This is a genomic window from Bacillus cereus group sp. MYBK227-1, assembly GCF_051916325.1.
Classification (GTDB): Bacteria; Bacillota; Bacilli; order Bacillales; family Bacillaceae_G; genus Bacillus_A; species Bacillus_A cereus.
The window spans coordinates 1-13,187 of sequence record NZ_JBQAGK010000005.1; the positions used below are offsets into that span (position 1 = coordinate 1).

A 13,187-nucleotide genomic window follows, 5' to 3' on the forward strand; every position below is an offset into this window, starting at 1 on the left:
CTCGACTTGCATGTATTAGGCACGCCGCCAGCGTTCATCCTGAGCCAGGATCAAACTCTCCAATAAAGTTAGTTTGTCTAGCATCTAAAATAAAAATTGACGTTTCACGTTATTTGTTTCGTTTAGTTTTCAAAGTTCAACATCGCGTTTCAGCGACTTTTATAATATATCATACTATATTATTTTCGTCAACAAGTTTTTTTGATAAGTTGTATCTCTCATTTGCTGACTCTGCCTATTATATAGGCTTTCTCTTCCCTATGCAAGTATTATTATAAAAAAATAAAGAGAGGGAAAATCCCCTCTCTTATTCTTCTGAAGAAACCTCTTCACTCGTTTCTTCCTCTTCATCTTTTTGTGCTTTTGCTACCGTCGCTACCTCTTGGTCTTCCTCTAATCGAATTAGACGAACACCTTGTGTATTACGTCCCATTTGAGAGATTTGATCAACTGGCATACGAATAATAACGCCTGCCGCTGTAATTAACATAATATCTTCTTCACCTGTAACAGACTTAACAGCTACTAATTTACCGTTCTTATCTGTAATGTTACAAGTTTTCAGACCTTTACCACCGCGACTTTGCAGACGGTATTCATCAATCGGTGTACGCTTTCCGTAACCATTTTTCGTTACAATTAGAACATTTACATCCTCTTCGACAATTTCCATACCTACAACTTGGTCTTCATCGCCCAACGTAATAGCTTTAACACCTGCAGCATTACGTCCCATAGAACGAACATCTTGTTCATTGAAACGAATTAGCATACCGTTACTTGTCCCGACAATAATATCCTTATCACCCGATGTTAAACGTACAGATATTACTTCATCCTCTTCACGAAGAGAAATTGCAATTAAACCATTTGTACGTATATTTGCAAATGATGAAAGTGGCGTTCTCTTAGAAACCCCTTGTTTTGTCGTAAAGAATAAGAACTGATCGTCACCAAATTCACGAATCGGAATAATAGCGTTAATCCACTCACCCTTATCTACCCCTAATAGGTTAATAATTGGTAGTCCTTTTGCAGTACGACTATACTCTGGAATTTCATATCCTTTCGTACGGTATACTTTACCCTTGTTTGTAAAGAATAAAATATGATCATGAGTAGACGTTGTTAATAAATGTTCAACAAAGTCATCATCATTCGTACCCATTCCTTGCACACCACGTCCCCCACGGTTCTGTGTTTTGTACGTAGAAGCTGGTAACCTCTTAATATAACCGTTATGAGTTAACGTAATCGCAATGTTTTGTTCAGGAATTAAATCTTCATCTTCAATAAATTCCATACCGCCAATTGTAATTTCTGTTCGTCTCTTATCATTGAAACGCTCTTTTACTTCTGTTAATTCTTCACGAATAATCTCAAGAACTTTTTCTTCATCTGCTAAAATCGCTTTTAATTCAGCAATTAACTTCATTAAGTCTTGATATTCTTGCTCAATTTTTTCACGTTCTAATCCAGTTAAGCGTTGCAGACGCATATCTAAAATCGCTTGCGCTTGTTTCTCACTTAAACCAAAACGTTCCATTAAGCCTTGCTTTGCAATATCTGCTGTTTTTGAACTACGAATTAACGTAATAACTTCATCAAGATGATCTAAAGCAATTCGTAATCCTTCTAAAATATGAGCACGTGCTTCTGCTTTTTCTAATTCATAAGCAGTACGTCTACGAATTACTACCTTCTGATGCTCTAAATAATGATATAGATTTTGTTTTAAATTTAGTACTTGTGGCTCCCCATTTACAAGAGACAACATATTAATACCGAAACTTGTTTGAAGCGCTGTATGTTTATATAGATTGTTTAATAGTACGTTTGCATTAGCATCACGACGTACTTCCATGACAATACGCATACCATTACGATCTGATTCATCACGTAAATCTGTAATACCTTCAATTTTCTTATCGCGAACTAATTCTGCGATTTTTTCAATTAATCTCGCCTTATTAACTTGATAAGGTAGTTCAGTTACGATAATAGATTGTTTACCGTTTGACTTCTCTTCAATTTCAACCTTAGCACGAAGCATAATGGAACCGCGACCTGTTTCATAAGCTCTTCGAATTCCACTTCTTCCTAAAATTAAACCTGCCGTCGGAAAGTCTGGACCAGGAATATATTCCATCAATTCTGCGATAGTAATATCAGGATTATGACTTAATGCCAGCACACCATCAATTACTTCGCCAAGCTGATGCGGCGGTATATTTGTTGCCATACCAACAGCAATACCTGTTGTACCGTTTACTAATAAATTAGGGAAACGCGCTGGTAGTACTATCGGTTCTCTTTCGGAACCATCATAGTTATCTTGATAATCAATTGTATTTTTTGAAATATCACGTATTAATTCCATAGAAATCTTAGACATTCTTGCCTCTGTATAACGCATTGCTGCTGCTGAATCTCCATCTACAGAACCGAAGTTACCATGCCCATCTACAAGCATATAACGTTGACTAAAATCTTGCGCCATACGTACCATTGTTTCATAAACGGCTGAATCACCATGAGGGTGATACTTACCGATTACTTCACCGACAATACGTGCTGATTTCTTATACGCTTTATCAGCTGTAATTCCTAAATCATTCATCGCATATAAAACCCTACGATGCACAGGTTTTAATCCATCACGAACATCTGGTAATGCACGAGATACGATAACACTCATTGCGTAATCTAAAAATGAGGTACGCATTTCATGACTAATATTAATTTCTCGAATTCGTGCTTGTTGTTGATTGTCTGACATCAACGAGCACCTCCTCTTACATTTCCGTTACACATACATTGATTTATATGTAGAAGACAGGAATACTTAGATTCCTGTCATTACTCATTTAAATATCAAGGTTCTTCACGTATTTTGCATTTTCTTGGATAAAGTTACGACGCGGTTCTACTTTATCACCCATTAAAATTTCAAACGTTTCGTCTGCTTCTATTGCATCTTGAAGAGAAACTTGAAGTAACGAACGTACTTCTGGATCCATTGTCGTCTCCCATAGCTGAGTTGGATTCATCTCCCCAAGACCTTTATAACGTTGAATTCCTGGTTTCGGCTGGGCTGGTAGCTCAGCTAAGATTTTTTCAAGTTCCTTATCGTTGTAAGCATATTGAATTTTTTTACCTTGTTGTATTTTAAACAATGGCGGCTGTGCAATATAGATATAACCACACTCAATTATTTGACGCATATAACGATAGAAGAACGTTAATAATAGGGTACGAATATGTGCACCATCAACATCGGCATCGGTCATAATAATAACTTTATGATAGCGTGCTTTTTCAATATCGAAGTCTCCACCAATATTTGTACCGATTGCCGTAATAATGGTACGAACTTCATCATTTGATAAAATCTTATCTAAGCGCGCCTTTTCCACATTAATAATTTTACCCTTCAGCGGTAAAATTGCTTGGAAATGACGATCGCGTCCTTGTTTTGCAGATCCACCCGCAGAGTCACCCTCTACGATGTAAATTTCACTAATTGCTGGATCTTTCGAAGAGCAATCAGCTAATTTACCAGGTAAACTTGAAACTTCTAACGCACTCTTTCGACGTGTCAATTCACGCGCTTTTTTCGCAGCTACACGTGCACGTGCAGCCATCGTACCTTTTTCTACAATTTTTCGCGCTACATTAGGATTTTCTAGTAAGAACTTTTCAAATGCCTCTGAGAATACAGACTCTGTAATTGTTCTCGCTTCACTATTCCCAAGTTTTGTCTTCGTTTGTCCTTCAAATTGTGGATTTGGATGCTTGATTGATACAATTGCTGTTAAACCTTCACGAACATCCTCACCAGTTAAATTACTGTCCGCATCTTTTAAAATGCTATTTTTACGACCATAGTCGTTGATTACACGAGTTAAAGCTGTTTTAAAACCTACCTCATGTGTACCACCTTCATACGTATGGATGTTATTCGTAAATGAGTAAATATTATTTGTGTATCCTTCGTTATATTGAAGAGAAACCTCAACCTGAATACCATCTTTTGAACCTTCTACGTACACAGGCTCTTCATGAATCGGTTGTTTTGAGCGATTTAAATGCTCAACGTATGATTTAATTCCACCTTCGTAATGGAATTCTTTCTTTTGCTTATGTTCACGTTTATCTTCAATTGTTAATTTAATATTACGATTTAAAAACGCTAATTCACGCATACGAGTTGCTAGCGTATCAAAATCGTATACTGTTGTTTCTTGGAAAATTTCCGGATCTGGTTTAAATCGAGTTATTGTTCCTGTTTGATCGGTGTCACCAATGACTTTTAAATCCGCAACCGGAATACCTCTTTCGTATTTTTGGTAATGGATTTTACCTTCACGATGTACAAATACTTCTAATTCTGTTGATAGAGCATTTACAACCGATGCCCCAACACCATGTAAACCACCAGAAACTTTATAACCGCCACCGCCAAATTTACCACCGGCGTGGAGAACAGTCATAATAACTTCTACAGCTGGACGTCCCATTTTTTCTTGTATACCAACCGGAATACCACGCCCATTATCCGTTACACGAATACTATTATCTTCTTCGATACTAACATTAATTTCATCACAATAACCTGCAAGTGCTTCATCAATACTATTATCTACGATTTCCCAAACAAGATGGTGAAGCCCTTTTCCACTTGTAGATCCAATATACATACCAGGGCGTTTCCGAACTGCCTCTAGTCCTTCAAGCACCTGTATCTGACTTTCATCATATGCATTTTCTTGCATTTGCTTTTGTTCCATTGACACAAAGATCACCTACTTTTCCATTTAAACAGGGGTTATTCCCTATCTATTTCACAATCTACAGTGCCGTTCGTTACATGAATTGTTTTCGCTTCTTTTAATGTTTCGTGTTCAATTCCGTCGACACTCGTCGTTGTAACAAATGTTTGCACTTTTCCTTGAATTGTATTTAAAAGATGTGATTGACGATAATCATCTAATTCTGATAAAACATCATCCAACAAAAGGATTGGATATTCTTTAACCTCTGAATAAATCAATTCAATTTCAGCTAATTTTAGGGATAGTGCGGTCGTTCGTTGTTGTCCTTGCGAACCAAAGACTTGAACATTTTTACTATTAACGAAGAATTGTAAATCGTCACGATGAGGACCAATTAAAGTCGTACCACGGAAAATTTCACGTTGTTTCACAGATTGAAAACTTTCATAGTATACTTCTTTTATTTTCGACAAATCCATTGATTCTGATACATCTACACTTGGTTTATAGACAATTTCTAACTCTTCTAATCCACGGCTTATACCTCGATGAATTGGAGCTGCCCATTCCTGTAGCAAATGCAAAAATTCAAAACGTTTTTGCAGTATTTTCGCACCATGCTCAATTAGTTGAAGTGTAAATACATCCAACATCGTTTCCTCATTCTTACTATTCCCTTGCATTTTTTTCAACAAGTGATTTCGTTGCGTGAGCACCTTTTGATATTGACTTAATTCATACAAATATACAGGAGCTATTTGTCCTAATTCCATATCTAAAAAGCGTCTTCTTACTTGAGGGCTTCCTTTTACAAGATTTAAATCTTCTGGGGCAAACATGACAACGTTCATCACGCCAATATATTGACTTAACTTTTGTTGTTCAAGTTGATTTAATTTTGCCTTTTTACCTTTTTTCGAAATATTTAATTCCAAAGACAAAGAACTGTTTCTTTTTTGTAATTTCCCTTTTATTTGACCAAAATCTTCATCCCAGCGGATAAGTTCGCGATCATTAGAGGTTCTATGAGATTTCGCCATCGCTAAAACATAAATAGCTTCCATCAAATTTGTTTTCCCTTGCGCATTTTCGCCGATAATTACATTTACCTTATCTTCAAAGGAAAGCTCTAATTTTTCATAATTGCGATAGTTTTTTAATTGTATTTCTGAAATAAACAAAGGGCTCCCCCTTTATGCCTGAACTTGGAAAGTTCCGCTTCCTGGAATTTCAATAACATCATTCGCATATAGTTTGCGACCTCTTCTATTTTCAAGTTCGTTGTTCACGTACACTTCATATTCTTGTAAAAACCATTTTACAGCGCCACCTGTATCAATTACATCAGCTAACTTTAAAAATTGTCCTAGTGTAATATACTCTGTTGAAATTTTAATACGTTTCATAAAATCGCTCACTTTCTGAAAGTGTTCATTCTTTCATTGTACTAAATAAACTAGCATTAGGAAAGTAATACCCAAAAATCAAATAAGGGCCACTAGCATCTTTAAACTAGCAACCCTTATTCCTTACCTAGTAAGTACGAACCGGTAAAATTAATTGAATAATTGAATCATCATTTACTGTACGAATTAAGAACGGTCTCATCGCCCCAGTAAAGCTAACTTTAATCTCTGTACTATCCAAAGCTTTCAATGCATCCATCATATATTTTGCACTAAAAGATATTTTTAACTCTTCTCCATCTACTTTTTCGCATTGTACTTCTTCGACAACTTTTCCGATTTCTGGTGAATTCGAAGAAATCTCTAGCATTTCTTGCTCTAAAGTTGATAATTTAACAACGTTATTGCGGCCATCTCTTGCTAATAGTGAAGCGCGATCAATTGCTTGTAGGAATTCTTTTGTATTCACAAAAATATCCGTTTTACTCTCTGCCGGAATTAAACGTGTCGTATCAGGATAATTCCCTTCTAACAATCTTGAGAAGAATAATAAATGTTTTGTACGGAATAATACTTGATACTCCGTAATAACGATATCTACCATTTCTTCAGACTCATCTAAAATTTTACTTAATTCATTTAAGCTCTTACCTGGGATAACAACATTAGCTTGGAATTCATCTGCAATATTATGTCCTTCAATTTTTGCTTTTCGAAGTGCCAACCTATGACTATCTGTTGCAATACAAGTTAACTCGCTGTTATATACCTTCCAGTTTACACCTGTCAAGATTGGTCTTGTTTCAGAAGTAGAAACTGCAAATACAGTTTGTCTGATCATATGTTTAAGTAAATCTGTTGGTATCTTAAATACATGATGTTCTTCAATCTGTGGCAATAACGGATATTCTGCAGAATCTAAACCATTTAGGTTAAACTCTGATTTTCCAGATTTTATTTTTGTCATAAAATGATTTTCTACAGAAATTTCGACAGTGTCTTTAGGTAGTTTTTTTACAATCTCACTAAAATATTTTGCCTGTAAAACAATGCTTCCTGATTGAGCTATTTCTACGATTTCTTTTCCATCTTCTTCGACTGGAATAAACGATTCAATAGAAATATCAGCATCGCTTCCTGTTAATGTAACTCCTTCTTCAGTTGCTACAACTTTAATTCCCGTAAGAATTGGGATTGTTGTACGAGAAGAAACTGCCTTCATTACATCTTGTACACCTCTTACAAGATAGTCTTTTTGTATTGTAAAACGCATAAAGAAAAACCTCCGGTAAGTATAAGATTTTATTTAATTAATAAAGATAAAAAATAGTAGTAATAGTAATAGGGCTTGTGGATATGTGGATAACCCCGCTAAAGGATGTAAAAACAGTCTATCTACATGTGGATAGACTGTGCGTAAAACAAGGTAAGTTATTCACACTATTCAGCTACTACTTTAAAATACCATTAATTTCTTCAACTTGCTTTTGTAATTGCGTATCGGTTTTTAGTAGTTTAGAGATTTTTTCATGGGCATGGATAACTGTTGTATGATCACGTCCACCAAATTCTTCACCTATTTTTGGTAAAGAGGAATCTGTAAGCTCGCGCGATAAATACATTGCAATTTGGCGAGGAAACGCAACTGATTTTGTACGTTTTTTCGCTTTAAAATCTTCTAATTTCACTTGATAAACGTCCCCGACAGCTTTTTGAATATCATAAATAGAGATAATTTTCGGCTTAGAATTTGGAATAATATCTTTAAGTGCTTCAGCTGCTAAATCAGCATTAATATCTTTATTAATTAAAGATGAATAAGCTACAACTCGGATAAGTGCACCTTCTAATTCACGAATATTTGAATCAATTTGATTTGCGATATAAAGCATAACTTCATTTGGTATATCAAGCCCTTCAGCTTTTGCTTTTTTGCGTAAAATCGCAATTCGTGTCTCTAAATCTGGCGGCGTAATGTCTGTAATAAGTCCCCATTCAAAGCGGGAACGAAGACGATCTTCTAAAGTTGGAATTTCTTTTGGTGGTCGGTCACTAGAAATTACAATTTGTTTACTTTCTTCGTGTAATGCGTTAAATGTATGGAAAAACTCTTCTTGAGTCTGTTCTTTTCCAGCAAGAAATTGAATATCATCTATCAATAAAACATCTACGTTACGATATTTATTACGAAAATCAACAGCTTTATTATCACGAATAGAGTTAATAAATTCATTTGTAAATTTTTCTGATGATAAATATACAACTTTTGCATTTGGATTATGTTCAATTACATAATGACCAATTGCGTGCATTAAATGTGTCTTTCCAAGTCCAACTCCCCCGTAAATAAAGAGTGGATTATACGCTTTAGCTGGCGCCTCAGCTACAGCTAATGAAGCTGCATGGGCAAAACGGTTACCAGAGCCAATAACAAATGTATCGAATGTATATTTTGGATTTAACATGCTCTGTGGTAAATGAGCTGAATCATCTTGTGCTGGATTCGGCTTAACTGGAGGCAGATCAATGTCCTCTTCAGCTTGACTTTGGGGAATAATAAAGCGAATTGCTAATTTTGCCCCTGTTAAATCGTATAGTGTTTCTGAAATTAGTTCGGAGTAATGAGATTCTAGCCAGTCACGAGCAAATTCATTCGGAGCTGTAATCGTTAATACGTCTTTCTTCAAGTTATGAGCCGTTGTGGATTTTAACCATGTCTCATAACTAGGCTTGCTTACCTTTTTTTCTAATTCTTTTAAGGCACTATTCCATAAATCAGAGATATTTTCCAAAGGTGTCCCTCCTTTACTAAGTTGGTAAAAGAATAAGGTTGTGCAACAAATGTACAACCTAATAAATATAAAATGTATATTTATACGAAACGTATTTTAAAACCTAAAAACGTCGTTTGTATATGAGATAGGGTTTTCGACAAAAAAAGCAAATGTGGACAACTATTTACCCACATGTGATTAAAACTGTCCACATGTTATACACAAATTGTGGATAAGATAAAGATGTGGAAAACTTATTCAAAGTGAAAACACAACTATAATATCAAAAAAAAGTGGCTATAGCAATGAATTTAAGAAAGTTATCCACAAAATCAATACCTTGTGGAATAAACTTGTCCACAACACGATATACTGTGTAAAAGTGCGAAAAAAGTTTGTGGATATAAAAAGCGCGAAAAAATATTTATCCACAAGGAAATATAGGTGCTGTGAAAAAGTATGTGAATAGGTTCAAAATGAATATTTGATGAAAATTTCTAGAACCATTGACATTTTCCTAGTTAATTAACTATAATTTATAGGACTGTCTTTAACAGATATTCCTCAGGGAGGTGTCATATAATGAAAAGAACTTACCAACCAAATAAACGTAAGCGCAGCAAAGTACATGGTTTCCGCAGCCGTATGAGCACAGCGAACGGACGTAAAGTGCTAGCAGCTCGTCGTCGTAAAGGAAGAAAAGTATTATCTGCGTAGACCACTGATCGTTCAGTGGTCTTTTTTTCTAATAATAGTGAATTTCCGCTGATGAAATACAGGAGTGTCAATTGATATGAAGAAAAAACATCGTATAAAGAAGAATGATGAATTCCAGGCGGTTTTTCAAAAAGGAAAATCAAATGCAAATCGTCAGTTTGTTGTATACCAATTAGATAAAGAAGAACAGCCAAACTTTCGCATCGGCCTTTCTGTTAGCAAGAAAATAGGAAATGCAGTAGTTCGTAATCGAATTAAGCGCATGGTCCGTCAGGCTATTACAGAGTTAAAAGATGAGATAGCTTCTGGAAAAGATTTTGTTATAATAGCAAGGAAGCCTTGTGCAGAGATGACATATGAAGAAGTAAAGAAAAGCTTAATTCATGTCTTTAAACGCTCTGGTATGAAAAGAATAAAAAAGTAGCGTAAGGAAATGAATTACACTATATACATACCGATACAAGGAGGAGTAGGCTTTGAAAAAGAAATTAGGTTTACTAGCCATGGTCGTTGCATTAATGGCGATTGCCACCGGTTGTAGTGAAACGGGTCAGCCGATTACATCGAAAAGTACTGGGATTTGGAATGAATATTTCGTATATCCGCTTTCTCAGTTAATCACGTATTTTGCCGACTTATTTAACAGTAATTACGGTTTAGCAATTGTTATTACAACTCTTATCATTCGTTTTGCATTATTACCATTAATGATTAAACAAACAAAGAGTACAAAGGCAATGCAAGCGTTACAACCAGAAATGGTGAAGTTAAAAGAGAAATATAGTTCTAAAGATCAAGCAACACAGCAAAAACTACAACAAGAAATGATGCAGTTATATCAAAAGAATGGTGTAAATCCATTGGCAGGATGTTTACCGATATTTGTTCAGATGCCTATTTTATTCGCGTTTTATCATGCGATTATGAGAACAGCTGAAATTAAACAACATAGTTTCTTATGGTTCGATTTAGGACATGCAGACCCGTTCTATATCTTACCAGTCGTTGCAGCAATTACGACATTTATTCAGCAAAAGCTTGCAATGGCAGGAACAGCTGGTCAAAATCCACAAATGGCAATGATGCTTTGGCTTATGCCGATTATGATTTTAATCTTTGCAATTAACTTCCCAGCTGCATTATCACTTTATTGGGTTGTTGGTAATATCTTTGGTATTGCTCAAATGTACTTTATTAAAGGGCCAGAGATTAAGGCTAGTAAGGCTGGTAAGGCTGGAGGCTCAAGCAAGTGAGTGTAATTACTGCTAAAGGACAAACAGTCGAGCTGGCAGTAGAGGATGCTTTAAGGCAATTAAATACATCAAAAGATCGAGTAGATATAAATATTGTCGATGAGGGTAAAAGGGGATTCTTAGGTTTATTTGGGAATCGCCCTGCAGTAGTAGAAGTTGTATTGAAGAAAGATCCAATTCAAGAATGTGAAGAATATTTAAGAAATGTTATTCACGATATGGGTGTGGAAGTCGAGATTAGTAAAATTGTAAAAGGACGCGAAATCGAATTTACAATTTCTGGTGATAATGTAGGTGTTTTAATTGGGAAAAGAGGTAATACATTGAACTCTTTACAGTATTTAACAAAACTTGTCGCGAATCGTAACACGAAGCAGTATATCGGTATTACACTAGATGCTGAAAATTATCGTAGTAAAAGAAAAAGTACGTTAGAATCACTTTCTTATCGATTAGCGAAACAAGTATTTAATACGAAAAAAAGAGTTATTTTAGAACCGATGCCATCTTTTGAACGAAAAATTATTCATCAGGCATTATCAAATCATCAAGGTATCAATACAACTTCTGAAGGAAATGAACCACATCGGCATGTTGTAATATCTCCTAAATGACCGGTTGCTCAAATGAGTGCCGGTTTTTTTGAGCGGAAAATAGATGTGGATAACTAAAAAACACTAAACTTATCCACTGTGAATAAGTTTAGTGTTTTTTACATGGGGATATAATAAAATGAGTTATTCTTCTTTTGTAGATAGGTTCGTTATGGTATCCTAATAATTTAGTGAAAGAAATAATCATGTTGAAATAGAGATAAATAAGCAAGTGAGGTGAAAGGACATGGAATTTGATACAATTGCTGCGATTTCCACAGCGCTTGGAGAGGGTGCAATTGCCATTGTTCGAGTAAGTGGGGATGATGCGGTTGAGAAAGTTGATCGTATTTTTAAGGGGAAGGATTTAACAGAGGTTCCTTCTCACACTATTCATTATGGTCATATTGTTGATTTAGATACAAATCAAGTTATTGAAGAAGTTATGGTGTCTATTATGCGCGCACCAAGGACTTTTACACGTGAAAATATAGTGGAAATTAACTGTCACGGTGGACTTGTTTCAGTAAATAAAGTATTGCAACTTATTCTAGCACAAGGAGTACGATTGGCAGAACCGGGCGAATTTACAAAACGTGCTTTTTTAAATGGACGTATCGACTTATCACAAGCAGAAGCTGTTATGGATTTGATTCGAGCAAAAACAGATCGTGCGATGAATGTAGCAATTAATCAAATGGAAGGGCGATTATCTAAATTAATTGGTCTTTTGCGTCAAGAAATATTAGAAACATTAGCTCATGTTGAGGTAAATATAGATTATCCAGAATACGATGATGTAGAAGAGATGACACATAATATTTTAATTGAGAAAGCGACGCATGTTCGTTCGGAAATCGAAAAAATATTAGAAACATCAAAACAGGGGAAAATTTTACGTGAAGGTATTGCTACAGCAATTATCGGTAGACCTAACGTTGGGAAATCATCGTTATTAAATAGTCTTGTTCAGGAGAAAAAGGCAATTGTAACTGATATTGCAGGAACAACTCGTGATGTTATTGAAGAGTACGTTAACGTGCGTGGTGTACCTCTTAAACTTATAGATACAGCCGGTATTCGGGAGACAGAAGATGTTGTTGAACGAATTGGTGTGGAACGTTCAAAAGAAATGATGAGCCAAGCGGATTTAGTATTAGTTGTTGTCAACTATAGCGAGGCTTTAACAAATGAGGATGAAGATCTATTCCGTGCGGTACAAGGAAAAGACTTTATTGTTATTGTGAATAAGACTGATTTACCGCAAGCGATTGATATGGAACGTGTTACAGAGTTAGCCGCGGGAAATCGTGTTATTACAACATCCTTAATTGAGGAACAAGGAATAGATGAACTAGAAAAGGCAATAGCTGATTTATTCTTTGAAGGAACAATCGATTCTGCAGATATGACATATGTTTCTAATGCGAGACATATTGGATTATTAACACAAGCAGGAAAAACAATCGGTGATGCAGTTGAGGCGATTGAAAATGGTGTACCAATTGATATGGTACAAATTGATTTAACAAGAACGTGGGAAATACTTGGTGAAATTACTGGGGACACAGTGCATGAAAGCTTAATTGACCAGTTGTTCTCTCAATTTTGTTTAGGAAAATAATATAGTGAAGTTGTAGAAAGATAGAGATTATTAGGAGGAATAAAC

General features: G+C 35.5%; 11 protein-coding genes and 1 rRNA gene. 5 read left to right on the plus strand and 7 right to left on the minus strand.

What is annotated here, in order from left to right; genetic code table 11:
• The 7 genes from ACTFRM_RS21390 to dnaA all read right to left on the minus strand — a co-directional run.
• Positions 1-66 (minus strand): 16S ribosomal RNA (locus ACTFRM_RS21390); the annotation flags it as partial.
• A 241-nt stretch (positions 67-307) separates the two neighbouring features.
• Complete coding sequence (gene gyrA, locus ACTFRM_RS21395; protein WP_001282864.1) at positions 308-2,779, minus strand: DNA gyrase subunit A; 2,472 nt, start codon at positions 2,777-2,779, stop codon at positions 308-310.
• Positions 2,780-2,867: 88 nt separating this feature from the next.
• Positions 2,868-4,790: a DNA topoisomerase (ATP-hydrolyzing) subunit B gene (gene gyrB, locus ACTFRM_RS21400; protein WP_000435982.1), complete on the minus strand. Its 1,923-nt coding sequence runs from the start codon at positions 4,788-4,790 to the stop codon at positions 2,868-2,870.
• A gap of 38 nt (positions 4,791-4,828) precedes the next feature.
• Positions 4,829-5,956 (minus strand): DNA replication/repair protein RecF, encoded by a 1,128-nt coding sequence (gene recF / locus ACTFRM_RS21405; RefSeq protein WP_000470745.1) that lies wholly within the window; start codon positions 5,954-5,956, stop codon positions 4,829-4,831.
• Between the two features lie 12 nt (positions 5,957-5,968).
• A complete protein-coding gene (yaaA, locus tag ACTFRM_RS21410; protein WP_000821364.1) occupies positions 5,969-6,181 on the minus strand; it encodes a S4 domain-containing protein YaaA in 213 nt (70 codons plus the stop codon).
• Between the two features lie 127 nt (positions 6,182-6,308).
• Positions 6,309-7,454, minus strand: a complete 1,146-nt coding sequence (gene dnaN / locus ACTFRM_RS21415) for a DNA polymerase III subunit beta (protein WP_001212884.1) — start codon at positions 7,452-7,454, stop codon at positions 6,309-6,311.
• A 178-nt stretch (positions 7,455-7,632) separates the two neighbouring features.
• On the minus strand, positions 7,633-8,973 hold the full coding sequence (dnaA, locus tag ACTFRM_RS21420; protein WP_000428017.1) for a chromosomal replication initiator protein DnaA: 1,341 nt from the start codon (positions 8,971-8,973) through the stop codon (positions 7,633-7,635).
• A gap of 564 nt (positions 8,974-9,537) precedes the next feature.
• On the opposite strand from dnaA, the gene rpmH reads away from it, so the two are divergent.
• From rpmH to mnmE, 5 genes are all read left to right on the plus strand, one after another.
• On the plus strand, positions 9,538-9,672 hold the full coding sequence (rpmH, locus tag ACTFRM_RS21425) for a 50S ribosomal protein L34 (protein WP_000831901.1): 135 nt from the start codon (positions 9,538-9,540) through the stop codon (positions 9,670-9,672).
• Positions 9,673-9,748: 76 nt separating this feature from the next.
• Positions 9,749-10,096 (plus strand): ribonuclease P protein component, encoded by a 348-nt coding sequence (rnpA, locus tag ACTFRM_RS21430; protein WP_000726619.1) that lies wholly within the window; start codon positions 9,749-9,751, stop codon positions 10,094-10,096.
• Between the two features lie 52 nt (positions 10,097-10,148).
• Positions 10,149-10,925 carry a YidC family membrane integrase SpoIIIJ gene (spoIIIJ, locus tag ACTFRM_RS21435; protein WP_000727738.1) on the plus strand — a complete coding sequence of 259 codons (777 nt, stop codon included), beginning with the start codon at positions 10,149-10,151 and terminating at the stop codon, positions 10,923-10,925.
• Positions 10,922-11,539, plus strand: coding sequence for an RNA-binding cell elongation regulator Jag/EloR (gene jag, locus ACTFRM_RS21440; RefSeq protein WP_000111516.1), 618 nt, complete (start codon positions 10,922-10,924; stop codon positions 11,537-11,539). The genes spoIIIJ and jag overlap by 4 nt, the downstream gene beginning before the upstream one ends.
• A gap of 226 nt (positions 11,540-11,765) precedes the next feature.
• Positions 11,766-13,142 (plus strand): tRNA uridine-5-carboxymethylaminomethyl(34) synthesis GTPase MnmE, encoded by a 1,377-nt coding sequence (mnmE, locus tag ACTFRM_RS21445; protein ID WP_000393757.1) that lies wholly within the window; start codon positions 11,766-11,768, stop codon positions 13,140-13,142.
• Positions 13,143-13,187: the final 45 nt, after the last annotated feature.